Origin of the sequence: Streptomyces griseomycini (assembly GCF_014203535.1) — a bacterium.
GTDB classification, from domain to species: domain Bacteria; phylum Actinomycetota; class Actinomycetes; order Streptomycetales; family Streptomycetaceae; genus Streptomyces; species Streptomyces griseomycini.
Window position 1 is genome coordinate 269,202 of record NZ_JACHJI010000009.1, and the last position, 26,065, is coordinate 295,266.

A 26,065-nucleotide genomic window follows, 5' to 3' on the forward strand; every position below is an offset into this window, starting at 1 on the left:
GCCCGAGTCGACCGCGAACCCCCCGGCCCCGCATCCGGCGAGCGGCCGTCCGGAGTACCGGTGTTCCCGGGCGGTGCGGGCCGTCAGCCCGCCACGAACGTGTGCGCGGCCTTGTCGTGCCAGCACTGGCGCCAGGGCTTGTCGAACAGGCACCACAGGACGCCGACGACACCGACGACGAGGAGGCCGGGGACGCTGTAGACGAGCCAGCGGCGCAGGGCCGCGCCGAACTCCGGCGCCTCGTGCCCCTCGATGTCCCGCACCTCGATGCCCATCAGCTTCTTGCCCAGGGTGCGGCCCCACTTGACGGTGGGCAGCACCTCGCAGAGGACACCGGCGAGGAGGAGGACGGCGAGGACGATGCCGAGGTACACCGAGGTCGTGCCGTCGAGCAGCCAGACCGTGACGGTCTCGCCGGACAGCTTGGCCGCGTCGATCTTCGCGTCGACGTGGTCCACCGCCCTGGCGCCCAGCGGTACGGCCGCCACGGCCGTGACGCCGCCGAGCACGACGGTGTCCAGCAGCCGCGCGACCAGCCGCTTGCCGAGCGCCGCGGGCCGGGCCGCGGCCTGCCGCCGGGCGGCGGCCTGGAACGGGTCCTCGACCGGCGGCTTCCACGGCGCGACCGGCGGCTCCTCGCCGCCCGCGAGCCGGTGCACCTGCTGCGCCCAGGAGGCCTGACCGCCGCCGGGACCGCTCGTCAGCGGCGCGCCGGGGGTGGTCGGAGCGGTCTGCTGAGGAACGGTCGGGGCGGTCTGCGGGGGGACGGCCGGGGCGATCTGCTGCGGACCGGACGGCGCCGTGGGGGCGGCCGCGGCGGCACGGGCGGCGGCCGCCTTCCCGGCCCCGAACCCGGGCCCCTGGGAAGCGGCGGACCCCGCCGGGGCGCCCGCGCCCGGCCCACCCGGTCCAGCGGCCCCTTGGGCCCCGGCGCCTGCGCCCGCACCGGAGGGCGCCGTCCCCCCGCCCGGCGCGGTCGTGCGCGGGGTGACGGCCCGGAAGGTCATGGTGCCCTCGTCCCGGAGGTCTCCCCCGGAGGCGTCGGCCGGGGCGGCCGCCGTCTGCCGGGGCTCCGCCGTCGGCCTGCGGAACACGAAGGTGCCGTCCGGAACCGCCGCACCCGCCTCCGGCCGGTCCGTGCCCGTCCCCGCGGACGCCGTGCCCGTCCCCGCGGACGCCGTGTCCGTCCCCGCGGGCGCCGCCTCCGGTCCGGGGGCGTGCGGGACCCTCGGGTCGGCGCCCCAGGAGATCCTGCGGTCCCGGTCGCCGCCGAAGCCGGACTGGCGGGAGCGGTCGGCGCCCCAGGCCGAGGCGGGTTCGGGCCGGCTGCCGTGCTGCGACTCGGCCGGGGAGGCGGCCGGTTCGTCGACCGGGTCCTCGTCGAAGAAGTGCGGGCCGGTCTCCTCGACGGAGGGCTGCGCCGGGCGCACACCGGGCGGCGGGACGAGCGGCTCGCCGTCCTTGGGCGCCGGACGGCTCGTGCCCGGTACCCAGGCGGCACCGTTCCAGTACCGGACATATCCAGGAATGGACGGGTCCGGGTAATACCCTTCGCGGGGCGTGTCGTCGCCGGGGGCCGGGGGTGGGGCGCTCATGTCCGTCGTCCCGTATCTGCTCGAGGGGTGGGTCGGGGGGAACCACATCTATCAGACGGGCGCGGACCTGACCGCCCGTCCGGCCGGACCCACCCCTTTCGGGCACCGTTGTGGTACCCGGCGAAAGGTTTTCCGGGAAGCCGCGCGCGGTGCGGGGGGGGTCAGAAGAGCTTGCCCGGGTTCAGGAGGTTCAGCGGGTCGAAGGCCTGTTTGACGGCCCGCTGCATCTCCACCCCCACCGGGCCGATCTCGCGCGCCAGCCACTCCTTCTTCAGGACGCCCACGCCGTGCTCGCCGGTGATGGTGCCGCCGAGCTCCAGGCCGAGCGCCATGATCTCGTCGAAGGACTCCCGGGCCCGCCGCGACTCCTCCGGGTCCGTGGCGTCGAAGCAGACCGTCGGGTGGGTGTTGCCGTCGCCCGCGTGGGCGACGACGCCGATGGTGAGCCGGTGCTTCTCGGCGATCCGCTCGACGCCGTCGATGAGTTCGCCGAGCCGGGAGCGGGGCACGCACACGTCGTCGATCATCGTCGTGCCCTTGACCGCCTCGAGGGCGACCAGGGACAGCCGCCGTGCCTGGAGCAGCAGTTCGGACTCGGCGGCGTCCTCGGCCGGCACGACCTGGGTGGCGCCGGCGGCCTCGCACAGCGCGCCGACGGCGGCGAGGTCGGCGGCCGGGTCGGTGGTGTCGAAGGCGGCGAGCAGCAGGGCCTCGGTGGACTCCGGCAGGCCCATGCGGGCCGTGTCGTTGACGGCCTTGACCGTCGTGCGGTCCATGAGTTCGAGCAGGGAGGGGACGTGTCCGCCGGCCATGATGCGGCACACGGCGTCGCAGGCGGCGGCCCCGGAGGCGAACTCGGCGGCCAGCACCAGTTGCTCGGGGGGTTTGGGCCGGAGCGCGAGGACCGCGCGGACGACGATGCCGAGGGAGCCCTCGGAGCCGACGAACAGGCGGGTCAGGTCGTATCCGGCGACGCCCTTGGCGGTGCGGCGGCCGGTGGACATCAGCCGGCCGTCGGCGAGGACGACGTCCAGTCCGAGCACGTACTCGGCCGTCACCCCGTACTTCACGCAGCACAGCCCGCCCGACGCGGTGCCGATGTTGCCGCCGATGGTGCACGTCTCCCAGCTGGAGGGGTCCGGCGGGTAGGCGAGGCCGTGTTCGCCGACGGCGCGGGAGAGGGTGGCGTTGACGACGCCGGGTTCGACGACGGCGATCCGGTCGACCGGGTTGATCTCCAGGATGCGGTCCATCTTCGTCAGGGAGAGCACGATGCAGCCGTCGGCGGCGTTGGCGGCGCCGGACAGGCCGGTGCGGGCGCCCTGCGGGACGACGGGGACCCGGAGCTCGGTGGCGGTGCGCATGACGTGCTGGACCTGCTCGACCGTGCGGGGCAGGACGACCACGGCGGGGCTGCCGGCCGGGCAGAAGCTCGCCATGTCGTGGGCGTAGGAGGCCGTGACGTCGGGGTCGGTGAGGACGGCCTCGGGGGGCAGGCCGCCGAGCAGCCGGTCGACGAGGGGGCCGGCCGTCACCGTGCCCTCGCCGCGGTCTTCGTCGCGTCGCGCTTCGATACGGCTCATGATCACAGCGTCGCACCGGGGGCCATCGGTGTGAACCCCGCGTACGGCAGCCGCGTCACGCCGGAGTGTGTTCATCGTACGAACGCGGGGTGTGGCACACAGTGGGCGCCATGGACGACAAGCCACGAGGACCCGGCGGGCGGACCCGCCGCCGGGTGCTGCTCTCCTCGGTCGCCGGGTGCGCGGTGCTCGGCGGAGGGCTGGTACTGGTGCTGCTGCCGGGGGAGCCCGGGGTGCCGGACGCGCCGGATCCGGGGGCGCGGGCGGCCGCGGCGGTCACCAACGGGGTGCCGGCCTCGCTGCCCGATCTGGAGGTGCTGGTCGAGGAGCGCGGGCGGCACCTGGAGAAGCATCCGAAGGACGCGGAGTCCTGGGCGGTGCTCGGGGCGGCCCGGGTGGAGCAGGCGCGGCGGCTGGCGGATCCGGCGTACTGGCCGCGGGCCGAGAAGGCGCTGCGCACCTCGCTGGAGGTGCGGCCCGAGGGGAACGCACCGGCGCTGCGGGGCCTGGCGGCGCTGGCGAACGCCCGCCGGGACTACGCGGGGGCGCGCCGGTGGGGCGAGGCGGCGCGGAAGCTGGAGCCGAAGCGGTGGACGACGTATCCGCTGCTGATCGAGGCGTCCGCCGGGCTCGGCGACCGCGAGGAGGCGGAGAAGCTGCTGGAGAGGCTGACCGAGCTGCGCTCCGGTCCCGTCTCGATGGCGTGGGCGGCGGCCATGCACCGGGACCGGGGCTGGCGGGAGGACGCGGCGGTCGAGCTGGCGGACGCGGCGTCGGCCGCCGGGGAGCCGGCCGAGCGGGCGGCGTACCTGGAGCGGGCCGGTCAGCTGGCCTGGGAGCGCGGCGACCGGGAGGACGCGCTGCGGCTCTTCCGGGAGGCGGTGCGGATCGACCCCGACCAGGGGGCGGCGCTGGCCGGACAGGGCAGGGCGCTGGCGGCGCTGGGCCGGACGGCGGAGGCGCTGAGCGCCTACCGGGCGGCGCTGGCCCGGCAGCCCCGGCCCGAGTACGCGCTGGAGCTGGGCGAGCTGTACGAGTCGCTGGGGCGGCGGCAGGCCGCCGGGGCGCAGTACGACCTGCTGCGCGACCGGGTCCGGCTGGCCGCGGCGCACGGGGGCGACGAGGACCTGGTCCTGGGCCGGTTCGAGGCGGACCACGGGGACCCGCGGGCGGCGGTGCGGCGGCTGCGGGCGCAGTGGGAGCGGCAGCCGTCGACGGAGGTGGCGGACGCGCTGGGCTGGGCGCTGCACCGGGCGGGCCGGTCCGAGGAGGCGCTGCCGTACGCGGTGCGGGCGACGGAGGGGACGCGGGGCGGCGGGGTGCGCAGCGCGCTGTACGTGTTCCACCGGGGCCTGATCGAGCGGGAGGCGGAGCGGTACGGGGCGGCCCGGCGGCACCTGCGGGAGGCGCTGCGGATCAACCCGTACTTCTCGCCGCTGCGGGTGGAGCGGGCGAAGGCGGCGCTGGCCCGCCTGGGGGAACCGTCCGTCCAGGCGGGGCCCGAGTCCTCCTGAGGCGCCCCGGTGCGGGGCCGGGCGGATCGCGCGGCCCCGCGCGTCGCGGGCGTTACAGGTTGCCGCGCTTGGCCTGCTCGCGCTCGATCGCCTCGAACAGGGCCTTGAAGTTGCCCTTGCCGAAGCCCATCGAGCCGTGCCGCTCGATGAGTTCGAAGAAGACGGTCGGACGGTCCTGGACCGGCTTGGTGAAGATCTGCAGCAGGTAGCCGTCCTCGTCGCGGTCGGCGAGGATCTTCAGCTCGCGCAGCGTCTCGACCGGCACCCGGGTGTCGCCGACCCACTCGCCGAGGGTGTCGTAGTACGAGTCCGGGGTGTCCAGGAACTGCACGCCGGCCGCGCGCATCTGGCGGACCGTCTGCACGATGTCGTTGGTGTTGAGCGCGATGTGCTGGACGCCGGCGCCGCCGTAGAACTCCAGGTACTCGTCGATCTGGGACTTCTTCTTGGCGATGGCGGGCTCGTTGATCGGGAACTTGACCTTGAGCGTGCCGTCGGCCACGACCTTCGACATCAGCGCGCTGTACTCGGTGGCGATGTCGTCGCCCACGAACTCCTTCATGTTCGTGAAGCCCATGACCTTGTTGTAGAACTCGACCCACTCGTTCATCCGGCCGAGCTCGACGTTGCCGACGCAGTGGTCGACGGCCTGGAAGGAGCGCTGGGCGGGCGGTTCGACGATCGGGTCGGCGGCGACGTAGCCGGGCAGGTAGGGACCGTCGTAGCCGGTGCGCTCGACCAGGGTGTGGCGGGTTTTGCCGTAGGTGGCGATCGCGGCCAGGACGACGGTGCCGTGCTCGTCCTTGAGCTCGTACGGCTCGGCGACCGAGCGGGCTCCGTGCTCGACGGCGTAGGCGTACGCGGCGCGCGCGTCCGGCACCTCGATGGCGAGGTCGATCACGCCGTCGCCGTGCGCGGCCACGTGGTCGGCGAGGAAGGCGCCCCACTCGGTGGACGGCTTGATCACCGAGGTGAGGACGAAGCGGGCCGAGCCGCTCTCCAGGACGTAGCTCGCGGTCTCGCGGCTGCCGTTCTCCGGTCCGGAGTAGGCGACCAGCTTCATGCCGAAGGCGGTGGAGTAGTAGTGCGCCGCCTGCTTGGCGTTGCCCACGGCGAAGACGACCGCGTCCATTCCCTTGACCGGGAAGGGGTCGGCCTGCCGGGCGGTGGTCTCGGGAGTGTGGTGTGTGGTCTGCGTCATAGGGGCAGGGTGGTGCAGCCCTGCAAGGTGCGCAATAGTTCGCGTATTCACTGGGCAATGTGCTCAGTCGTGTGCCCGTACCGGCGGGCTCTCTGTACAGGATGACCATCGGGAGGGGCGGAATGGCGATCGATCATCTGGACGGCCGGATCATCGTGCTGCTGGCGCGCGAGCCGCGCATCGGCGTGCTGGAGATGTCCCGCCGGCTCGGGGTGGCGCGCGGGACCGTGCAGGCCCGTCTGGACCGGCTTCAGTCGAACGGAGTCATCCGCGGATTCGGTCCCGAGGTGGATCCGGCGGCGCTCGGCTACCCGGTCACGGCGTTCGCCACGCTGCAGATCCGGCAGGGGCAAGGAGCCGACGTCCGGGCCCACTTGGCGACCGTGCCGGAGGTGCTGGAGCTGCACACCACCACCGGCACCGGGGACATGCTGTGCCGGCTGGTGGCCCGCTCGAACGCCGATCTCCAGCGGGTGATCGACCGCGTCGTCGGTTTTGATGGCATCGTCCGGGCCTCCACGGCGATCGTCATGGAGAACCCCGTTCCGCTGCGGATCATCCCGCTGGTGGAGCAGGCGGCGCTCGGCGAGTGACCCGATCCGGCCGAGCGGGGGTGAGCGGACGTGAACTTCTGGGAGTACCTGGGCGAGCACCACCGGCAGCTGCTCACCGACGCGGGCCGGCACGCCGCCGTCGTCCTGCCGTGCACGGTGGCGGCGACCGTGCTCGGGGTGCTGATCGGGGTGGCCGCCCACCGCGGCGCGCGGGCGGGCGCCCTCGCCGCGAACGCCACCGCGGCCCTGTCGGCCGTTCCGGCGCTGGCCGTGATCGGCCTGCTGGTCCCGGTCGCGGGGCCCGGCCTGCCGCCGACGGTGACGGCGCTGACGCTGCTCGGGCTGGTGCCGGTCGCGCGGAGCGCGGTCGTGGGCCTGCGCGGGGTCGACCCGGCGCTGCTGGACGCGGCCGACGGCATCGGCATGTCGCGGCCGGCCCGGCTGGCGCGGGTGGAACTGCCGCTGGCCTGGCCGGCGGTCCTGACCGGGATCCGGGGCGCCACCCGGACGCTGACGGGCGTCGCCGCCCTCGCCGCCTGCGTCTCCGGTCCCGGCCTCGGCAACCCGATCCTCCGCGGGATCGCCTCGCCGGACGGCGGCGACGCGCTCGCCCAGGTGCTCGCCGGCACGCTCGGGATCGTCGTCCTCGCGCTCCTCCTCGACGCCGCGTACGTCCTGGTCGGGCGGCTGACCGTGCCCGGGGGGATCCGTGCCTGAGCCACCCGGGACGGCGCCCCGGTCCCCCCTTTCGTCCTGGCCGTCCCTGTCGTTGCGGTCGTGGCGGTCGTTGCGGTCGTGGCGGTCGTCCTTGTCGTCCCGGCCCTCCGCCGCCGGGGCGACCGTCGAGCTGGAGGGCCTGACCAAGCGGTACCCGGGCGGTGCGCGGCCGGCCGTCGACCGCGTCGGCATGGAGATCGGGGCGGGCGAGACGGTGGTCCTCGTCGGCCCGCCCGGCTGCGGGAAGTCCACCGTGCTGAAGATGGTCAACCGGCTGGTCGAGCCGTCCGAAGGCCGCGTCCGCATCGACGGCCGGGACGTCGCCCGCACGGACCCGGTGCGGCTGCGCCGCAGGATCGGTTACGTGGTCCGGGGCGGCGGGCTGTTCCCGCACCTGACCGTGGCGCAGAACGTCGCGCTGGTGCCGAGGATGCTGGGCGAACCGGCGGACCGGGTGCGGGCGCGGGTGGAGGAGGTGCTGGACCTGGTCGGCCTGGACCCCGGCGCGTTCCACGACCGCCGTCCGCACCGGCTCTCCGACGGCCAGCGGCTGCGGGTGGGCCTGGCCCGGGCGCTGGCGGCGGACCCGCCGGTGCTGCTGATGGACGAGCCGTTCGGGGCGGTGGACCCGACCACCCGCAGCCGCCTCCAGGACGAGCTGGTCCGGCTGCGGCGGGAGCCGCGCAGGACGATCGTCCTCGCCACCCGCGACGTCGAGGAGGCGGTCAAGCTGGGCGACCGGGTCGCGGTGCTGGGCGAGCACGCGCGCGTCGCCCAGTTCGACACCCCGGAGGCGGTCCTCGTCCACCCCGCGGACGCCTTCGTCTCGGGCTTCGCCGGCGCGGGCGCGGCGCTGAAGCGGCTCGGCCTCGCCCGGGTGCGGGACGTGGAGATCACCGACTGCCCGACGGCGACCGTGGACGACCCGCCCCGGTACGTCCTCGACCGGCTGTGCGCCGACGGCACCGAGGAGATCCTGGTGCTCGACCGGTGGGGCCGCCCCCGCACCTGGCTCGGGCGCGGCGACCTGCTGCGGGCCGGGGGCTCGCCCGCCCGTGCGGGCAGGCCGGTGCGCTCCACGGTGACCCGGGACGCGACCCTGCGGGACGCGCTGGAGGCGGTGCTCGCCGACCGCGCGGGGCGGGTGGTGGTCACCGGGCGGCGCGGGGCGTACGAGGGCGTCGTCGGCGTGGAGACGCTGATGGACTCCGTGCGCGAACTGCTGGAGGCCGGCCGGCTGGAGGCGCTGGAGGCCCGGTACGGACTGGAGGAGCTGCGCGCCGACCGGACGTACGCCGCGCAGGAGGGCGTCGGAGGGGAGGCGAGGGCGTGAGGACCTCTTCCGGACGGCGGCCCCGGGGTGGGCACGGGGAGCGGGGACCCGCCCTCCGGGACGACGGGGTGCGGGGACCCGCCCCCCGGGACGAGGACGGCGGGCCTTCGGACGGGACGCAGTCCGCTCCCCCGCCCGCGGTGGCGGAGCCGCCCCGGGTGACCTGGCAGAAGCTGACGCTCCGGCCGGCGGTGCTGGTCGTCGTGCTGCTGGCGACCTGGCTGTGGTTCGAGCGGGCCGACCTCGACGCGCCCTCCCGGGACGCGCTGGCGGGCGGCCGGGTGTCCAGGGCACTGTGGCAGCACGTCGAGCTCACCGCGGTCTCGACGCTCCTCGTGCTGGTCGTCGCGGTCCCGCTAGGCGTCCTGCTGACCCGCCGGACGTTCCGCGGGGCCGCCCGGGCCGCGCGGGCGCTCGCCGGCCCGGTCCGGGCGGCCCCGGCGATCGGTCTGCTCGCGCTGCCGGTGGTCTGGCTGGGCGGCGGCCGCGGGGCCGTCCTGACGGGCATCGTCGCCTGCGCCGTGCCGCCGGTGCTGTCCCGCACCGTCGCGGGGCTGCGGGCCGGCGCCCCCGCGCTGCCGGAGGCGGCGCGCGGCATCGGCATGTCCCCGCTGGACGTGCTGGTCCGGGTGGAGCTGCCCCTGGCCGTGCCGCTCCTCCTCGCCGGGGTGCGGACGGCGCTCGTCCTGAACGTCGGTACGGCGACGCTGGCGGCCTTCGGCGGGGGCGGCGGCCTGGGCACACTGATCGTCGCCGGGATCACCGGCCGGCGGATGCCGGTGCTGGTGCTGGGCGCGGTCCTCGCCGTCGCCCTGGCCCTGCTGGTGGACTGGCTGGCCTCCCTGGCCGAACTGCTGCTGCGGCCGGGGGGGTCGAAGGCGGACGCGTGATCCGCCGGGCGGGCCCTAACAGCTCGGGACCTTGCCGGTGCCCTTCTCCAGTGCGACCAGGGCGTCGATCGCGCCCCCGAGGGTGGTGACCGGGACCAGGCGCAGCCCCTCGGGGAGTTCGGCCTGCGCCTGGGCGCACTCGGTCTCGGGGACCAGGAAGACGGTGGCGCCGTCCCGGCGGGCGGCCTGGGTCTTCAGCGGTACGCCGCCCACCGGGCCGACCGTGCCGTCCGCGTCGATCGTGCCCGTGCCGGCGACGACCCGGCCGCCGGTGAGGTCGCCGCCGCTGCCGTCGCCGTCCAGCTTGTCGACGATGCCGAGGGAGAGCAGCAGGCCGGCGCTGGGGCCGCCGACGTCGGCCAGCTCCAGGTCGACCTCGATGCCCTCGTCCTCGCGGTCCAGGTGGTTCAGGGCGGCCTCGGTCGCCTCGTCCTGGGACTCCTCCATCTGCTTCCGGTTGTAGTGCTCGATCTCCTCGACGTCGTCCCCGCTCGGGTAGACCGCGTCGCGGGGCATGACCGCCCGGTCGGTGTCGAACCAGCTGTCGACCACGTCCGGGAGGGCGACGCGGGTGTCCGGGGAGGTCGCCACGATGGTCGTCATCAGCAGCCGGCCGCTGGTCTCGCGCACCGGTGCGCCCGAGACCGTGATCACCTGCGCGCCCCGGTACTCGCCGAGCACGTCCGCCGTCCCCCCGGGCTGCGCCACCGAGAACGGCAGCGGCGCGAACACCGCCGTGGCCAGCAGGGCGACGACGGGGGCGGCACAGACGGCCAGGGCCTGGGGGCGCGTGAGACGAGAGAACACGGGATCAATCTAACGTGGTGGCCGGGTCCGGCCGGGCGGCGGTGGGCGGGACCGGGTCCCGCCCGCACCGGCGTACGCCTCAGCGCAGCGCCTCCGCGACCTCCCTGGCCGCGTCCATGACCCGGGGACCGACCCGTTCCGGGACGACGTCCGCCAGCATGACGACGCCGACGCTGCCCTCGACGCCCGTGACGCCCAGCAGCGGCGCCGCCGCCCCGCAGGCCCCGGCCTCCAGCTCACCGCGGGTGAGGGTGTAGCCGGGGTCGTCCGACCGCTGCTGCCGGGCCGAGAGGATCGCCTTGCCGGCGGCCCCCCGGTCCAGCGGGTGCCGGAACCCCGCCCGGTACGCCACGTGGTAGTCCGTCCACGACGGCTCCACCACGGCCACCGCCAGCGCCTCCGCCCCGTCCACCAGCGTCAGGTGCGCCGTCGCGCCGATGTCCTCCGCCAGCGACCGCAGCGCCGGCAGCGCCGCCTCGCGCACCAGCGGATGCACCTGCCGGCCCAGCCGCAGCACGCCGAGCCCGACGCGGGCCCGCCCGCCCAGGTCGCGGCGGACCAGGGCGTGCTGCTCCAGCGTGGCGAGCAACCGGTATATGACGGTCCGGTTCACGCCCAGTTTGTGGGAAAGCTCGGTGACGGTCAGCCCGTGGTCCGTGTCGGCGAGCAGCTTGAGGACCCGCAGGCCCCTGTCGAGCGTCTGAGAGGTCTCCGCGGTCACGACGCCCACTCCTTACAGTGGTGAGGTCGGCGGCCCTCTTGCGGGAGACACGTCACCGAGTCCCGTCGGTCACGCGCTTCAGAGGCCGCCGATCGGCCGGCGGCCCGGCCGTGTTCCGGGCACAGTCGCTTCACGGCTGCGCTCCGCGGCGGCGCTGCCACGGGGCGTGTGCGTAGCGGGACAGTAGCGAGCCGGTTCGGTCAGCGGAAGGCTCCGTCCAGAATCCGGGCGCATCCGCCGACAAAGTGGTCCCGTTTGTCCGGGTACGCACGGCCGCCCCTCGGGTCGGCGTGCGGGCGCGGTGTCACCGCATGCGCGTGGCCCACTCCTGCACCTTCGCGATCCGCTGGCGCAGCTGCCCCGCGGTCGCCTCGGCGGACGGCGGGCCGCCGCACACCCGGCGCAGCTCGGTGTGGATGACGCCGTGCGGCTTGCCGCTCTGGTGGACGTAGGCGCCGACGAGGGAGTTGAGCTTCTTGCGCAGCTCCATCATCTCCTTGTGGGAGACCACGGGCCGCCGCTCGGCGGGCAGTTCGAGCAGGTCGGCCTCCTCGGCCGGCTTCTTCTTGCTGTGCGCGATCTGCCGGGCCTGCCGCTTCTGCAGCAGCAGCTGCACCTGGTCGGGCTCGAGGAGTCCGGGGATGCCGAGGTAGTCCTGCTCCTCCTCGCTGCCGGGGTGGGCCTGCATGCCGAACTCGGCGCCGTTGTACATGACCCGGTCGAAGACGGCGTCGGACTCCAGCGCCTCGAAGGGCAGCATGTCCTGCTCGCCGGTGTCCTCGTCCTGCTGCTTGTTCGCCTCGTCCATCTCCTTCTCGGACTCGGCGTACGGGTCCTCCTCGCCGTCCTTCTTCGGCCGGTCGAGGACGTGGTCGCGCTCGCGCTCCATCTCGTTGGCGAAGCCGAGCAGGTCCGGGACGGTCGGCAGGAACACGGACGCGGTCTCGCCGCGCCGCCGGGACCGCACGAAACGGCCGACGGCCTGGGCGAAGAACAGCGGTGTGGAGATGGTGGTGGCGTACACCCCGACCGCGAGGCGCGGCACGTCGACGCCCTCGGACACCATGCGCACGGCGACCATCCAGCGGTCGTCGCTCGCGCTGAACTCGTCGATCCGCTTGGACGCGCCGGTGTCGTCGGACAGCACGAGGGTGGCCTTGTGGCCGGTGATGTCGCGGATGAGCTTGGCGTAGGCCCGCGCGGACTCCTGGTCGGAGGCGATGACGAGGGCGCCGGCGTCCGGGATGGCCTTCCTGACCTCGGTGAGGCGCTGGTCGGCGGCGCGCAGCACGGACGGCATCCACTCGCCGCGCGGATCGAGCGCGGTGCGCCAGGCCTGGCTGATCGCGTCCTTGGTCATGGGCTCGCCGAGGCGGGCCTCGATCTCGTCGCCGGCCTTGGTGCGCCAGCGCATGTTGCCGCTGTAGGAGAGGAAGATGACGGGGCGGACGACGCCGTCGGCGAGCGCGGAGCCGTACCCGTAGGTGTAGTCGGCGGCCGACCGCCGGATCCCGTCGTCGCCCTCCTCGTACGTCACGAAGGGGATGGGGTTGGTGTCGGACCGGAACGGCGTGCCGGTGAGCGCGAGGCGCCGGGTGGCCGGCTCGAACGCCTCCAGGCAGGCCTCGCCCCAGGACTTGGAGTCACCGGCGTGGTGGATCTCGTCGAGGATGACGAGGGTCTTGCGCTGCTCGACGCGGTTGCGGTGCAGCATGGGGCGCACGCCGACACCGGCGTAGGTGACGGCGACGCCGTGGTACTCCCTGCCGAGCGGGCCCGCGCTGTACTCGGGGTCCAGCTTGATGCCTATCCGGGCGGCGGCCTCGGCCCACTGCTTCTTCAGGTGCTCGGTGGGCGCGACGACGGTCACCTGCTGCACGACGTGGTGGTGCAGCAGCCAGGAGGCCAGCGTCAGCGCGAAGGTCGTCTTGCCGGCGCCGGGGGTGGCGACCGCCAGGAAGTCGCGCGGCTGCTCCTGGACGTACTTCTCCATCGCCCCCTGCTGCCAGGCGCGCAGCTTGCTGGCGGTGCCCCAGGGGGCGCGGCCGGGGAAGGCGGGCGACAGGTGGTGCGAGTGGGGGGCGGCGCTGGCGCTGGCGGTGGTAGTCACGGTCTCCGTCGTGGGGGTCGGGCGGCTCGGCTACGTAGGACAACCGGGCCACCCTACCGGCGGGCCGGCACGGTCGACGCGCGGACCGTGCCGGGCCACCCGGGGGTGGGACCGACGTCACAGCCAGCGCGCGAAGCGCGGCAGCTGAGCTGCGATCTCGGGCACGTCCAGCACGCCCCGGCAGACGTCGAACACGAACCGTTCCGCCTCGTCGACGTCGAACTCCGCGTCCAGCGGATGCCCGTTCCTGTGGAGGAAGACCCAGGTCGCATACCAGGACAGGCGCTTGTTCCCGTCCACGAGGGCGTGACGGCGGGCGAGGGACTCCCTCAGGGCCGCGGCTTTCTGCCACACGTCCGGGTAGGCGTCCTGGCCGAAGACGCTCGACTGCGGGCGCGCCCGTGCCGAATCCGGCAACCCGTAGTCGCGCACCTCGCTCTCCCCGAGCCGCTGGGCCAGGTTCAGCAGCTCGGGCAAGGTGAGGTGGTGCATCAGGCGAGCCTCCGGTTCAGCTCCCCACCCGCCTTCAGCACGTGCTCGGCCGCCTCGTCGAACAGCCGCGAATGTTCGTTCACGGCCGCGATCACCGCGTCGTGCGCGCAGGCCTGCATGCCGCGTCCCTCCGCAGCGGCACGCTCACGCAGGGCGTCGAGTTCTTCGTCGGTGAAGCGCAGGTTCAGTCCGGCCATGCTCCCACGGCACCGAGTGGTACCACTCGGTGTCATACCGATTCCGCCCGCAGCCGCGTCGTCACCCACGCCCCCGCCAGCGCCACCGCCGCCATCGGCAGGAACACCGCGGCGAAGGCGGCCGGGTGGGAGCCGGTGCCGGCGGCCTCCACGGCCGCGTGGCCGGCCGCGCCGCCGCCCAGGGCGGCGAAGGCGGCGCCGCCCACGGCCAGGAGCAGGACGTTGGACAGGCCGTCGGAGATCTGGAGCGCGGCGGAGTTGGTTCCGGCCTCCTCGGGGGCGGAGAGCTGGAGCAGCAGCACGCTGGTGGAGGAGATCACCAGGCCCATCCCGAGGCAGCCGAAGGCCCAGGCGACGGCCGTCGTCCAGGCGGGCACCGCGGGGACCAGCACGGTCGGGGCGCCCGCGATGGCCCCCGCCACCAGCACCATCCCGAGGGTCATCAGCCGCTCCCGGTACGGCTCCAGCCGCGGCCGGGACTGCAGCCAGGAGCCCAGCGCCCAGGTCGCGCCGCCCGCCGCGAGCGAGAACCCGGCGAGCGTGGGGCTGAGCCCCCGCTGGGTGACCAGCATCAGCGGCACGAAGGACTCCGCGGCGATGAAGGACCCGGCGGCGACGCCGCGCAGCAGCACCACCGAGGGCAGCCCACGGGCCGCCCGGTACGTGCCGCGCGGCAGCAGCCCCAGCGCCGCCGGGACGAGCAGCGCCACGCCCGCCGCGCCCGGCAGCAGGGAGAGCCAGCGCAGGTCCTGGGCCGCGTACTGGAGCAGGCCGGCGCCGAAGGAGATCGCCAGGGCGAGCCGGATGCGGCGGCGGTCGAAGGAGGCCGGCGCGTCCGTGCCGCCGCCCACCGGGCCGGACGCCAGGCGGCGTATCTGGGGCAGCGCGAGGGCCAGCGGGAACACCACCAGCACCGGGATGCCGAGGAACACCCACCGCCAGCCGAGCTGCTCGGTCACCGCGCCGGAGGCCAGCGGGCCGACGATCGACGGCACGACCCAGCTCGCCGCGAACGCGGCCATGATCGCCGGCCGCAGCCGCTCCGGGTAGGCCCGCCCGACCACCACGTACAGCGCGACGATGACCAGCCCGCCGCCGAGCCCCTGCACGGCCCGCCCGAGGATGAACGGCCACATCGCGCCCGCCGTCCCGGCGAGCAGCAGCCCGGCGCCGAAGGAGACGATGCCCCAGGTCAGTGGGGCGAGCGGGCCGCGCCGGTCCGACCACTGGCCGGAGAGCACCATCCCGAACAGGCTCGTCGTGAAGTACCCCGAGAACGCGAACGCGTACAGGGACACCCCGTCCAGTTCCCGCGCCGCCACCGGCATCGCCGTCCCGACCGCGGTCGCCTCGAAGGCGATCAGCAGCACCACGGAGACGATCCCGATGCTCAGCGCCCGGTAGGGGCGGCTCAGCACGGTCGCGTCGGGCGCGGGCACGGGGACCGGGGCGGTGGCTCCGGCGGGGTCGGCGACACCGGTGTCGCGCGGGTTCGGGGTGGTCATGACCGCCAGAGTAAGGTCCGCGGTCAGGTTTGACCCCTGTCGGGGGTCGGGACCGGACCGGTACTTCGGACCTACGTCCCGCCGCCTCCCCCCGCGCTCCTTCGTGAACGGGGCACGGCGGTTCCCGTTGCGGCACCCGCCCTCCCCCCGAGCCCCGCTACCGCCGCGCCCCGGGGCCGGACAGGTGCCGAACGGTCGGGACCCATGCGGTCGGGAATCCGCGGGTCTGCGCGGGAGCCGGGGCGGCGCCCCCTCCGTACCGGGACGACGACGTGCCGGACGCCGCCCGGTCGGGCGACGATCAGGCACCCTGAGCGGGGCCCCGGCACCTCGCCTGCGCCGATGGGGCCCGGGGCCCCTCAGCCGCCGGTGCCACTCAGGTCCAGCAGCTCGTCGTCGTCCGTCGGGCCCACCGGGTCGATCGACGACAGGGCCTGGATCATCGCCATCACCAGCCGGTCGTACGCCGCGCCGGTCAGCGCGTGGCCCGGCGCCTCGTCGACGGCGCGCTCCCGGTGGAGCAGCCAGAGGGTGGAGGCGAGGGTGGAGACGTCCGTGCTGAGGGGGCGGAGGACGCGTTCCGGCTCGCTCCAGCCCAGCACCGCGCCGGTGGCTCCGTCGACGACCAGGCTGTGGTCCTCGACCAGTTCTCCGAGGCGTACGAGGCGGTCGGCGTGGGCGGGGAGACGGCCGGGCGGGAACCCGTCCCCGCCGTCGGCGCAGTGCTCCGTGAGGGTGCGCGGCGGCAGGTCGGTGTCCGGCCGGAAGAGGAAGCCGTCCTCCGGCAGGCCCGTCTCGCGCAGGAAGCGGCGGGTCGGCTCGTGCGTGAGCGTGGCGGGGAAGTCGACCTCCTCGAAGCGGACCACGCCGCCCCGGCCGAACTCCCGGTCCAGCAGGCGCACCGGGAGGTCGAGGGCCAGCCCCGAGACCGTGCCCGGGCCCGCCGCCAGGGCCAGGGGGCGGACCAGCTCCGCCGTCCGCCGGAGGGGCGCCGGCCCGCCGTCCGCGCCCTCCTCGAGCACCGCCAGCAGCAGCCGCGCCGCGTCCGCGACCGCCCGGGTCCCGCGGCGCCCCGCACGGGCGGCCAACTGGCCGCGCAGTCCCGCCAGTTCGTCCGTCACCGCGGCGAACCGCACCAGGGTCGGCAGGGACGGGGCGAGCGGCCGGCGGTCCATCAGGTCCGGACGGTCGTGGAAGAAGTACGCCGTCGGGACCTCGCCGGCCGCCCCGCCGAGCAGCACCGGATCCGCCTCCGGGCCGACCGGGACCGGCCCCCCGCCGCACAGGTCCGCGAAGTCGAACGGGCCGGCGTCGCCGGGCAGTCCGGGGCCGGCCGGCCGGCGGTGCGTGGGCGCGTGCGCGAGGTACGGACCGAGGCCCGCCTCGGTCCGTGTGATCGCCGCCGTGGCAACGGTGTCGGTCGTGCTCATGATTCCCCCGCGATACGTGTGCTCGGCCCCGGGCCCGTGAACGCCCCGCCCGGGCGGAACGGACCACGCCCGTCCGGACCCGGCGGCCGTCCCCCACCACTCGGCACACTACGCGCCGGCACTGACAACGCCCCGGGCCGAGGACGGCGAACCGAGCGCCCTTACCCCATGAGACGCTCGGACAACCCCGTGCGTTGCCTTCTCACCGAAATCGCCCGGAACGGGTCTCAGCCGCCGGTCACCACCGCGGCCTGCGGGCGGATCGGCAGGCGGTTCACCGGGCGGCCGGTGGCGGCCCGGACGGCGGAGGCGATGGCCGCCGGGGAGGTCACCACCGGCACCGCGCTGACCGCCTTCGCGCCGAAGGGGGCCACCACGTCCCGCTCCTCGAGGAGCTTCACGATCCGGATGTCCGGGGCGTCCAGGGCGGTCGGGAGAGCGTATCCGGTGAGGTCGGGGTGGCGGACCAGGCCGCGCGGGGCGCGCAGGTTCTCGGTGAGCGCGATGCCCACGCCCTGCGTCACCCCCGCCTCGATCCGGGCGGCCAGCTGGGCCGGGTTCAGCACCCGGCCCACGTCCTGGGCGACCGCCAGTTCGACGACCCGTACCGAGCCGAGCTCGATGTCGACGTCGACCACCGCGCGGACGGCGCAGAAGGACATGCCGACGAAGGCGTCGCCCTGCCCGGTCCCGTCCAGCGGCTCGGTCGGGTGCGGGCGGCACTGGGCCGTGGCCCACAGCTCCTTGCCCTGCAGCTCCTCGGTGACGGTCGTGGACAGCACGCCGTCGTACGAGGTGATCTTGCCGTCGGTGATCTGGAGCAGCTCGGTGGACATGCCGAACTTGTGGGCCAGCGGCTGCAGGAGCTGGGTGCGGACCATCTTCGCCGCGCGCTCCACCGCGCCGCCCGACACCCAGGTGTGCCGGCCCCGGCAGCCCGCGCCGGCCGGCGGCTGGTCGGTGTCCACGGGCGCCACGTGCACCTCGTCGACGCCGAGGGTCTCCTGGACGATCTGCCGGGCCAGCGTGGCGAAGCCCTGGCCGGTCTCCACGGCCGCGCACAGCACCGTGGCCACGCCGTCCTGGACCTTCACGGTGGCCGTGGACACCTCGTCGGCGCCCTCCGCGCCGAGCATGTGCACCATGCCGATGCCGTAGCCCACGCCCCGGCGCACCGCGCCCGGTTCGCCCGCGCCCTCGGGGCCGCCGGGCAGCAGCCACTCGTCCTCGGGGGTGTCCTTGGGCAGCGGCGGCAGCGGGAAGTCCCGCACCGCCTGGAGGAGTTCGGCGACCGGGGCCGGGCAGGTCACGGTCTGACCGGTGGGCAGGACGTCGCCGGTGGCCATGACGTTGCGCATCCGCAGGTCCGCCGGGTCGACGCCGAGCTTCTTGGCCAGCTTGTCCATCTGCGCCTCGTAGGCGGCGCACACCTGCATCGCGCCCTCGCCGCGCACGTGGCCGGAGGGCGGGTTGTTGGTGCGCACGGCCCAGCCCTCGATGAAGGCGTTCGGGACGACGTACGGCCCGCAGGCGAAGGCGACGGCGGCGGCCAGGGCGTCGGAGGAGGTGTCGGCGTAGGCGCCCGCGTCGAGCAGGATCTGCGCCTCGACCTTGACCAGCCTGCCCTCGGCGTCGGCGTGGTGGCGGTAGCGCAGCAGGGTGGGGTGGCGGTGGGCGTGGCCCAGGAAGGACTCCTCGCGCGTGGCGGCGAGTTTCACCGGGCAGCCGGTCCTCAGGGCCAGCAGGCCGAGCGGGAGCTGGAAGCTCCGGTCCTCGCGGTCGGCGGTGGCGCCGGGCACCCCGGTGACGACGACCTTCACCCGTTCGGGTGCCAGGCCGAAGGCCGCGGCGGCCGTGTCGCGGTCGGCGTGCGGGTCGGTGGACGCCAGGTACAGCTCGACGCCGCCGTCCGGGCGGGGCACGGCGAGACCGGCCTCGGCGCCGATGGGGGCGGGGTCCTGGCGGCCGATGCGGTACAGGCCCTCGACGACGACGTCGCCGGACGCCTCGGGGTCGCCGTGGCGCAGCGGGATGTGCCGGATCAGGTTGCCGTCGGGGTGCAGCGGCTCGGCCTCGAAGGCCTGCTCGGGGTCGGTCACCGGGTCGAGCACCTCGTACTCGACGATGACGGCGGCGGCGGCCATCCGCGCGGTGTCCGGGTGGTCGGCGGCGACGGCGGCGATGGGCTCGCCGTGGTGGCGCACCACCTCGGAGGCGAAGACCGGCCGGTCGGCCGTGCCGCGGCCGTGCAGCGGGGCGCCGGGGACGTCCTCGTGGGTGACGACCGCGCGGACGCCGGGCATCTCGCGCGCGTGGGAGGTGTCGATGGACACGATGCGCGCGTGCGGGTGGGGCGAGCGCAGCACGGCCGCCCACAGCAGGCCCTCGGCCCACAGGTCGGCGGCGTACGGGAAGGTGCCCTCGGTCTTGGCGCGGGCGTCGGCGGCCGGCAGGGAGGCGCCGAGTCCGTGCGGGATCGGTTCCGGCTCGGGGACGGCCTCCGCGGCCTGCACGGCCTGCGCGGTGGCTGCTTCGTTGCTCACGCCTGGCCTCCGTCCTGACCGTAGGGCTGGTCGTGCTGGTCGTGCCGGTCGTTCGGTCCGGTGGGCCCGAACGCCGAGGGGTCGACGCCGCCGGCGCCGGGGCCCGCCTGGTGCGGGATGCGGGGCGCGTCCGCGTCGGCGTCGGCGTCCGCGTCCGGGCCGGGCTCGGGGGCCGCGGCGTGCGCCTCGCGTTCGGCGACGACCTCCTTGACGGCCTCCACGACGCCCCGGTAGCCGGAGCACCGGCACAGGTTGCCGCACAGGGCCTGGCGGGTCTCCAGCTCGGTGGGCGCCGGGTTGCCCTCCAGCAGGTCGTGCACGGTCATCGCCATGCCCGGTACGCAGAAGCCGCACTGCACCGCGCCGCACCGCGCGAGCGCCCGCTGCACGTCCGACGGCTGCCCGTCCCGGGCCAGCCCCTCGACGGTGCGGACCTCGCTGCCGGCCGCGGTGACGGCCGGGACCAGGCAGGAGGCGACGAGCCGCCCGTCCACCTGCACGTTGCAGGCCCCGCACTCGCCCTGCGAGCAGCCGTCCTTGGCGCCGGCGAGGCCGAGCCGCTCGCGCAGCACGTAGAGCAGCGACTCGCCGATCCAGGCGTCCGTGACCGGCCGGTCGGAGCCGTTGACGCGGAGCACGTAGGAGGCCAGGGGGTGGTCGTCGTGCGGGGCGCCGGGCGGCTGGTCGTGCGGCGGCGCCGAGCCGTCCGGCGCGGGGGCCGCCGGCGGGGAGGGGTCGCCGGGGGCGTCCGCGGTGTCCGGGGAGCCGACGGGGTCGGGGCCGCCGGAGGGCTCCGGGCCGCCCACGGGGTCCGGGGCGGCCTGCGCGGTCGCGGTGTCCGGGGAGGCGGGGTCGGCCGCCGGTGCGCCGCCGTCGGCGGCGGGTTCCGGTGCGGTGTCCGCCTCCGGGCCGGGACGGGCGGCTTCGGCGGAGGGCTCCGCCTGCCCCCGGACGGCCTCGGGGGCCCCGTGCGCACCCTCCGGAGCCCCGTGCGCGGCCGGGGAGGTCTCGGGGGCCCCGTCGGCCCCGGAAGCGGGCCGTGCGGCGTCCTGGGTGCCGGGGTGCGGGTGCTCACGGAGTCCGGCCGGGGCACCGTCGGCGTCCTCCGCGCCGGCCCCGGGGTACGCCTCCGCGCCGGACGGCCACCGCGGCTCCGCCGCGGGCTCCTCGTAGCCCTGGGCGTACCCCTCGGTGTACTCCTCGGCGGCGAACGGCCGGGACGCGCCGGAGGGCTCCGGCGCGTGACCGGCTCCGGGGTACGCCTCGTCGGACGGCCCGGCTCCGGGCGCGCCGGCCGGCTGCTCGGACGCGGACGCGCCCGGGGCGGACCGCTCGCCGTAGCCGTCCGGACCGGCCGGCTGCCGGGATGCCGGGTCGTCGCCCCGGCCGGGCTCCCCGTGGGTGCGCGGCCGGTCCTCCCGCTCCCGCGCCGGTACGGCCGCGTCGGCCTGGTGGTGCGCGGGGACGGCTCCCCGCTCCTCGGCCCCGGGCCCGCCCGGACCGGAGTCCGGGTGCGGGTGAGCGGCGGCCGGCCGCGGCTCCGGACCGGGCTCACCGTCCTGCGGCTCCTGCGGGACCCCGGGTACGCCGGGTCCCCACGGCTGCCCGATGGCCTGGGTGGCCCAGGGGGCGGGGGCGCCGCCCGGGAGGGTGGCCGGAGGGGTGCCGCCCCACTGCTCGGCCAGGGCGGACGTGGTGAACTCGCCCGACTCGTCCGGGAGGTCGCCGCCGGCGACGGGGATCGACCACTGGCCGGTGACGTCGTGGCCCGGCGCGGGGTTCTCCGCCGCGGACGCGTCCTCGTAGCCCCACTGCCCGGTGGCCCCGGGGTCGTACGTGAACCGGTCCTGTCCGGTGGACGGCGGGGCCGCCTCGTCCGCCCCGGGCTCCTGCCGCGGGTGCCCGGTCTGCGCCTGCGCGGCCTGCGGGTCGTGCCACTGGGCGCCGTCGACGGGCGCGCCCGGCACCTGCCAGGTGCCCGTGGCCGCCGGGTCGGTGCCCGCGGTGGTCGCGGGGGCGACCGTTATCTGCGGCGGCACGTAGCCGTGGCCGGGCGCGGCGAGCGGGGACTCCATGGCGTCCAGCAGGGCGTCGACGCCCCCCTCGGGAAGCTTCACGAAGGCGGTGGCGCCGTCGTCGTAGTCGCCCTGGGGCAACGGGTCCCAGCGGCCGCCGCCCCGGGGCGTGCCCTCTCCGTGCTGGTCGTCGGTCACGACAGCGCCCTCCCCAGTGCTCGTCGGGCCAGCGCGGCGACGGTGCGCCGCAGGTGCAGTACCGCGGGCGGAAGCGGTGGGACGGTGCCGTCCTCGCCGGGGGCCGCGTCGGGGATGCAGGCCGCGGCGACGTACTCCCCGAACGCGTGCAGCGCCTCCGGCACGATCGCGCGGTTGTTGTCCCAGTCGATGAGCTGCGCGACCCACTGCTCGGCCTCCAGGGGCCTCAGCGGCATCGGCGCGATGGCGCCCACCGCGCAGCGCACCCCGCGGCGGGCGGGGTCGAGCACGAGGGCGACGGAGGCGACCGCGCGGCCGGGACCGGTGCGGCCGGTCGCCTTCAGGAAGACCTGGGGGGCGTGCAGCAGCGGCACGCGCACGTAGCCGATGAGCTCGCCGGCGCGCAGCATGTCCACCCCGGCCAGCAGGTGCGACACCGGGATCTCGCGGCGGGCGCCGCCCGGGCCCGCGATGATCAGCGTCGCCTCCAGCGCGGCCAGCACGGGCAGCGCGTCCCCGGTGTGGGCGGCGGAGGCGATGTTGCCGCCCAGGGTGCCGGCGTTGCGGATGTGCGGCGGCCCGGCGGCCCGCGCGGAGGCGGCGAGCGCCGGGATGAGCGCGGCGAAGTCGGGGCGGCCCATCCGGGCGTGGGTGAGGCCGGCGCCGAGCAGCGCGTGGCCGTCCAGGTACTGCCAGCCGCGGATCTCGCTGATCCGGCCGAGGCCGACCAGCGCGGCGGGCCTGAGCTGCCCGGCGTTGACGGCGGCCATCAGGTCGGTGCCACCCGCGACGGGCACGGCGGCGGGCGTGGCCGCGAGCGCCGCCACGGCCTCGTCCAGGGTCGCGGGCAGCGTGACGGCCTGCGCCGCCTGCGGTGCGTGCGTGCTCAAAACCGGCTGCCCCTTCCCGCTGCCCCACCTGGTCCGACCTGTGTTGCCGTACGGTACGTGCTCACGGGGCGGACGTGGCAACTCTGGCACATCTCGGCGAGCGCCGAAGACGGGGGTCCGCTAGGAGGCATTCGCCCACCTCACCCCGGACATGGTCCGTTTTCGCACGACATCACCGGTGCACTCGGATTGACACTCTTCGGTGACCCCTGCCCCTGTTTTCTGTTACCTGTTCGAGGTGGGGCGGAGGGATGCGCGTGACGGGACCGGGGCGAGGCGGGCGTACGGGCTACCGGTTCGGGGGCGCGCCGTCGATCGGGCGCCCCAGCACGCCCGGACGCTTCTGCCAGGGCAGGGGGCCGGTGGGCGGCCGGTAGGCGACGCCCAGGGCGTCGAGGCGCCGGTAGTGGGCGGTCATCCGCCGCTCGAAGCCGGTGACGTCGCGTTCGGCGGGGGCGGGCAGGGAGCTCCAGGCGACCTCGGAGAAGGCGGCGAGCCGGGGGAAGACCTGGTAGTCCACGCGCCCCTGGTCCTCCATCACCTCGGTCCACACGTTGGCCTGGGTGCCCAGCACCCGGCCGGCCTCCTCGGGCGTCAGCTCCGGGGGGACGGGCTCGAACCGGTAGACGTCCCCCAGGGTGCGCACGTACCCGATCGGCACCGGCTCGTCGGGACCCCCGTCCTGCCGGTGGTCCAGGTACACCTGCTGCTCGGGGCACATGACCACGTCGTGTCCCGCGCGGGCGGCGGCGATCCCGCCCGCGTACCCGCGCCAGGAGGACACCGCGGCGCCCGGGGCGAGGCCGCCCTCGAGTATCTCGTCCCAGCCGATCGGCCGCCGTCCCCGCGCGGCGAGCCAGTCGGCGAAGTGGCCGATGAACCAGGACTGGAGCGCGTCCTCGTCCTTCAGCCCGAGGTCGGCGACCCGCTGCCGCGCGGTGGCCGACGCGCGCCACTGGTCCCTGGGGCATTCGTCGCCGCCGAGGTGGACGTACGAGGAGAACGGGCCGGTGTCCGCGGGGAACAGTTCCAGGACTTCCTCGAGCACCCCTTCGTAGAAGCGCAGGGTCCCGTCCGTGGGGGCGAGCACGTTCGGACTGATCCCCCAGGTGTCCCAGACGGCCAGGGAGGAGGTGTCGACGACATCGGTGTTGCCGAGTTCCGGATACGCGGCGATGGCGGCCTGCGAGTGGCCGGGCACGTCGATTTCCGGGACGACGTCGATATGCCGCTCGGCGGCGTAGGCGACGATCTCGCGGATGTCGTCCCGGGTGTAGTAGCCGCCGTGCGGCCTGTCGTCCCACAGGGGTGAGGCGCGGTGGCCCTTTTTCGTCCGGGCGCGCCAGGCGCCGACCTCGGTCAGCCGCGGGTACCGCTCGATCTCTATGCGCCAGCCCTGGTCGTCCGTGAGGTGGAAGTGCAGCACGTTGAGTTTGTGCGCGGCCATCAGGTCGAGATAGCGCAGCACGCCCTCCTTGGGCATGAAGTGCCGGGCGACGTCCAGCATGAGCCCGCGCCAGCGGAAGCGGGGCGCGTCCTCGATCGCGACGTGCGGCACGGTCCAGACCCGGTCGCGGTCGACCGGGGCCCTGCGGTACGCGTCGGGGCCGAGGAGCTGCCGCAGCGTCTGGGCGCCCCAGAGGACCCCGGCCGCGCCGCCGCCCTCGACGAGGACGCCCCTCCGGTCGCTGACGAGGCGGTACTCCTCGGGCCCCAGCGCGGGGTCGAGCCGGAGCCCGATGCCGTCGCCGTCCGTGTCGTCGGGCTCGCGCCCCTCGCACAGCGGCAGACCGGTCGCCTGCCGGAGGACGGTGCGCAGCCAGTGGCCGACGCCCTCCGTCCCGTCACCGGCGTACAGCCGGGAGTGCGCCGTCAGACGCACCTCGCCGGAACCGGCGACGACGCTGCGGGGCGCTGGAATCAGTTCGGTCACGTCAGTCCTTCACCGCACCGCCCAGTCCGGAGACCAGGCGCCGCTGTACGAGTACGAAGAAGACCAGTACCGGAATCGTCATCACCGTGGAGGCCGCCATGACCCCGCCCCAGTCCGGCTCGTCGGGTTTGTAGAAGACGAGCAGCGCCATCGACAGGGTCGACTGCGAGATGTCGCTGATGATGAAGGACTTGGCGAACAGGAAGTCGTTCCAGGTGGAGATGAAGGAGAACACGCTCGTGGCCACCAGGCCCGGCAGGACGAGCGGGAAAAGGATCTGCCACAGAAAGCGCGTGCGGCTCGCTCCGTCGATGTACGCGGCCTCCTCCAGCGCCTCAGGAACGGCTTTCACGAACCCCCGCAGCATCCAGATCGCGAACGGCAGCGAGAACGCGATGTGCGGCAGGATCAGCGACCACAGCGTGTTCAACTGGCCGAAGTCCCGCATGAGGAAGAACAGCGGAATGGTCAGCGCCTCCACGGGCACCATCTGGGCCACCAGAAACATGATCAGCAGGGTGGTCCGCATCCGGAACCGGAAGCGCGTCACGGCGGTCGCGGCGAGAAAGGCGATCAGCGCCGAGGCGATCACCACGGCGACCGCGACGACGACGCTGTTGAGGAAGTACCGGCCGAATTCCTGCTGTCCGAACACCCGCCGGAAGGAGTCCAGCGTGGGCGCGAGCGTCCAGGGGCGCGGCTCGGTCGACTCGATCTCCCCGGCCGGCCTGAAGGCGCTCAGCACCATCCAGTACAGCGGGAAGGCCACCACGGCGGCCACCAGCAGCGCCGCCGCCTCGGCCGCCGTCCGCCCCGGCCGCCGCACGAACCGGCGCACAAGATTCACCCGGGGTTCCCCGCCCCGGCGCACAAGTCTCACAGTTCCTCCCCCTGTCGGCGCAGCAGCCGCAGGTACACCAGCGTGACGGCGAGCAGGATCAGCAGCATCACCACGCCGATCGCCGCGCCGAGGCTGTACTGCGAGGACGCGAACGCCTGCTGGTAGGCGTAGACGTTCAGGACCAGGTTCTGGCCGGCGATGCCGCCGCCGTTCGTCATGACGTAGATCTGGGTGAAGACCTTGAAGTCCCAGATGACGGACTGGATGGTGACGACGACCAGGATCGGCCGGAGCATCGGCGCGAGCACCGAGCGCCAGATCCGCCACTGCGAGGCGCCGTCCAGGGCGGCGGCCTCCAGCACCTCGGACGGTACGGCGCGGATGCCGGCGTAGACCGTCACCATCACGAACGGGAAGGAGCACCACACCACTTCGAGCAGGACGAGGAAGAACGCGCTGAACCGCCCGTACGTCCACGCGTGGTCGCCGAGGCCGAGCACCCGGTTGACCGGGCCGAAGTCGGCGTCGAAGAGGAACAGCCAGACCGTGGAGCCGGTGACGGCCGGGGTCGCCCAGGCGCCCAGCGCGGCCAGCATCAGCGCGAGCCGGGGCACGGCCCGCACCCGCGTGAGGAGCACGGCGAGCGCGCAGCCCACGGCCAGGGTGCAGACCACACAGGCCGCGGCGAACAGCACGGTGGCCAGCAGCACCTGCCAGAACTGCTCGTCGGCGAGGAGTTCGCGGTAGTTGCCGAGGCCCTCGAAGGAGGTCGGTTCGCCGCCGCTGACCTGGGCCTGGGTGTAGTGGAAGAGCGAGATCAGGCCGAGCTGGTAGATGGGGTAGGCGAGCAGTCCGCCGAGGACGACGAGCGCGGGGGCGAGGTAGAGCCAGGGGGTGAGTCCCGGCCGGCGGCCTCGCGGGGTGCGGGGTGCGGGGGCCGTGGCGCGCGCCGGGCGCTCGCGCTCCACGACCACCGTGTCCTGTGCGACCACGGGA

The 26,065-nt window shown here is 75.1% G+C and carries 21 protein-coding genes; 5 read left to right on the forward strand and 16 right to left on the reverse strand.

The features are described 5' to 3' along the window. Positions 1-83: 83 nt before the first annotated feature. Both FHS37_RS25720 and FHS37_RS25725 read right to left on the reverse strand, forming a co-directional pair. Positions 84-1,595, reverse strand: coding sequence for an RDD family protein (locus FHS37_RS25720; protein ID WP_184825336.1), 1,512 nt, complete (start codon positions 1,593-1,595; stop codon positions 84-86). 161 nt (positions 1,596-1,756) lie between these two features. Then, the gene (locus tag FHS37_RS25725; RefSeq protein WP_184825337.1) at positions 1,757-3,184 is read right to left on the reverse strand and encodes an FAD-binding oxidoreductase; all 1,428 of its coding nucleotides are present in this window, start codon (positions 3,182-3,184) and stop codon (positions 1,757-1,759) included. A 104-nt stretch (positions 3,185-3,288) separates the two neighbouring features. Here FHS37_RS25725 and FHS37_RS25730 point away from each other — a divergent pair, with 104 nt between their 5' ends. Then, a complete protein-coding gene (locus tag FHS37_RS25730; protein ID WP_184825339.1) occupies positions 3,289-4,692 on the forward strand; it encodes a tetratricopeptide repeat protein in 1,404 nt (467 codons plus the stop codon). Positions 4,693-4,744: 52 nt separating this feature from the next. On the opposite strand, the gene hppD is transcribed toward FHS37_RS25730, so the two are convergent. Further along, entirely contained in the window at positions 4,745-5,893 is a 1,149-nt protein-coding gene (gene hppD, locus FHS37_RS25735; RefSeq protein WP_184825341.1) for a 4-hydroxyphenylpyruvate dioxygenase, read from the reverse strand. Positions 5,894-6,015: 122 nt separating this feature from the next. Here hppD and FHS37_RS25740 point away from each other — a divergent pair, with 122 nt between their 5' ends. The 4 genes from FHS37_RS25740 to FHS37_RS25755 all read left to right on the forward strand — a co-directional run bounded on the left by FHS37_RS25740 (position 6,016) and on the right by FHS37_RS25755 (position 9,387). Further along, positions 6,016-6,486 carry an Lrp/AsnC family transcriptional regulator gene (locus FHS37_RS25740; RefSeq protein ID WP_184825343.1) on the forward strand — a complete coding sequence of 157 codons (471 nt, stop codon included), beginning with the start codon at positions 6,016-6,018 and terminating at the stop codon, positions 6,484-6,486. A gap of 30 nt (positions 6,487-6,516) precedes the next feature. Continuing rightward, a complete protein-coding gene (locus FHS37_RS25745) occupies positions 6,517-7,164 on the forward strand; it encodes an ABC transporter permease (protein ID WP_184825345.1) in 648 nt (215 codons plus the stop codon). 91 nt (positions 7,165-7,255) lie between these two features. Continuing rightward, positions 7,256-8,497 carry an ATP-binding cassette domain-containing protein gene (locus FHS37_RS25750; RefSeq protein WP_229889824.1) on the forward strand — a complete coding sequence of 414 codons (1,242 nt, stop codon included), beginning with the start codon at positions 7,256-7,258 and terminating at the stop codon, positions 8,495-8,497. Next, positions 8,494-9,387 (forward strand): ABC transporter permease subunit, encoded by an 894-nt coding sequence (locus FHS37_RS25755; RefSeq protein ID WP_375372320.1) that lies wholly within the window; start codon positions 8,494-8,496, stop codon positions 9,385-9,387. Before FHS37_RS25750 ends, FHS37_RS25755 begins: the two co-directional genes overlap by 4 nt. A 15-nt stretch (positions 9,388-9,402) precedes the next feature. On the opposite strand, the gene FHS37_RS25760 is transcribed toward FHS37_RS25755, so the two are convergent. From FHS37_RS25760 to FHS37_RS25820, 13 genes are all read right to left on the reverse strand, one after another. After that, complete coding sequence (locus FHS37_RS25760) at positions 9,403-10,194, reverse strand: S16 family serine protease (protein ID WP_184825354.1); 792 nt, start codon at positions 10,192-10,194, stop codon at positions 9,403-9,405. Between the two features lie 79 nt (positions 10,195-10,273). Beyond that, positions 10,274-10,915, reverse strand: a complete 642-nt coding sequence (locus FHS37_RS25765; RefSeq protein ID WP_184825356.1) for an IclR family transcriptional regulator — start codon at positions 10,913-10,915, stop codon at positions 10,274-10,276. 304 nt (positions 10,916-11,219) lie between these two features. After that, positions 11,220-13,025 carry a DEAD/DEAH box helicase gene (locus tag FHS37_RS25770; protein ID WP_184825358.1) on the reverse strand — a complete coding sequence of 602 codons (1,806 nt, stop codon included), beginning with the start codon at positions 13,023-13,025 and terminating at the stop codon, positions 11,220-11,222. Between the two features lie 117 nt (positions 13,026-13,142). Further along, positions 13,143-13,517 carry a type II toxin-antitoxin system death-on-curing family toxin gene (locus FHS37_RS25775; protein ID WP_184825360.1) on the reverse strand — a complete coding sequence of 125 codons (375 nt, stop codon included), beginning with the start codon at positions 13,515-13,517 and terminating at the stop codon, positions 13,143-13,145. Continuing rightward, positions 13,517-13,714, reverse strand: coding sequence for a hypothetical protein (locus FHS37_RS25780; protein ID WP_184825362.1), 198 nt, complete (start codon positions 13,712-13,714; stop codon positions 13,517-13,519). Before FHS37_RS25780 ends, FHS37_RS25775 begins: the two co-directional genes overlap by 1 nt. A 32-nt stretch (positions 13,715-13,746) precedes the next feature. Then, entirely contained in the window at positions 13,747-15,219 is a 1,473-nt protein-coding gene (locus FHS37_RS25785; protein WP_184825364.1) for an MFS transporter, read from the reverse strand. A gap of 359 nt (positions 15,220-15,578) precedes the next feature. Further along, complete coding sequence (locus FHS37_RS25790) at positions 15,579-16,649, reverse strand: SUKH-4 family immunity protein (RefSeq protein ID WP_184825366.1); 1,071 nt, start codon at positions 16,647-16,649, stop codon at positions 15,579-15,581. Between the two features lie 227 nt (positions 16,650-16,876). After that, positions 16,877-19,192: a xanthine dehydrogenase family protein molybdopterin-binding subunit gene (locus FHS37_RS25795; protein ID WP_184825368.1), complete on the reverse strand. Its 2,316-nt coding sequence runs from the start codon at positions 19,190-19,192 to the stop codon at positions 16,877-16,879. Continuing rightward, entirely contained in the window at positions 19,189-21,405 is a 2,217-nt protein-coding gene (locus FHS37_RS25800; RefSeq protein ID WP_184825370.1) for a 2Fe-2S iron-sulfur cluster-binding protein, read from the reverse strand. The genes FHS37_RS25795 and FHS37_RS25800 overlap by 4 nt, the downstream gene beginning before the upstream one ends. Then, positions 21,402-22,295, reverse strand: a complete 894-nt coding sequence (locus FHS37_RS25805; protein WP_184825372.1) for an FAD binding domain-containing protein — start codon at positions 22,293-22,295, stop codon at positions 21,402-21,404. Before FHS37_RS25805 ends, FHS37_RS25800 begins: the two co-directional genes overlap by 4 nt. A 289-nt stretch (positions 22,296-22,584) precedes the next feature. Then, on the reverse strand, positions 22,585-24,228 hold the full coding sequence (locus tag FHS37_RS25810; protein WP_184825374.1) for a beta-N-acetylhexosaminidase: 1,644 nt from the start codon (positions 24,226-24,228) through the stop codon (positions 22,585-22,587). 1 nt (position 24,229) lies between these two features. Continuing rightward, positions 24,230-25,075, reverse strand: coding sequence for a carbohydrate ABC transporter permease (locus FHS37_RS25815; RefSeq protein ID WP_184825376.1), 846 nt, complete (start codon positions 25,073-25,075; stop codon positions 24,230-24,232). Positions 25,076-25,104: 29 nt separating this feature from the next. Continuing rightward, the gene (locus tag FHS37_RS25820) at positions 25,105-26,061 is read right to left on the reverse strand and encodes a carbohydrate ABC transporter permease (protein ID WP_184825378.1); all 957 of its coding nucleotides are present in this window, start codon (positions 26,059-26,061) and stop codon (positions 25,105-25,107) included. Positions 26,062-26,065 lie beyond the last annotated feature (4 nt).

Coding starts and splice junctions, on each gene's coding strand:
- FHS37_RS25740 (WP_184825343.1), top strand. CDS start 6,016: ATGGCGATCGATCATCTGGACGGCCGGATCATCGTGCTGCTGGCGCGC.
- FHS37_RS25720 (WP_184825336.1), bottom strand. CDS start 1,595: ATGAGCGCCCCACCCCCGGCCCCCGGCGACGACACGCCCCGCGAAGGG.
- FHS37_RS25790 (WP_184825366.1), bottom strand. CDS start 16,649: ATGAGCACGACCGACACCGTTGCCACGGCGGCGATCACACGGACCGAG.
- hppD (WP_184825341.1), bottom strand. CDS start 5,893: ATGACGCAGACCACACACCACACTCCCGAGACCACCGCCCGGCAGGCC.
- FHS37_RS25780 (WP_184825362.1), bottom strand. CDS start 13,714: ATGGCCGGACTGAACCTGCGCTTCACCGACGAAGAACTCGACGCCCTG.
- FHS37_RS25730 (WP_184825339.1), top strand. CDS start 3,289: ATGGACGACAAGCCACGAGGACCCGGCGGGCGGACCCGCCGCCGGGTG.
- FHS37_RS25785 (WP_184825364.1), bottom strand. CDS start 15,219: ATGACCACCCCGAACCCGCGCGACACCGGTGTCGCCGACCCCGCCGGA.
- FHS37_RS25775 (WP_184825360.1), bottom strand. CDS start 13,517: ATGCACCACCTCACCTTGCCCGAGCTGCTGAACCTGGCCCAGCGGCTC.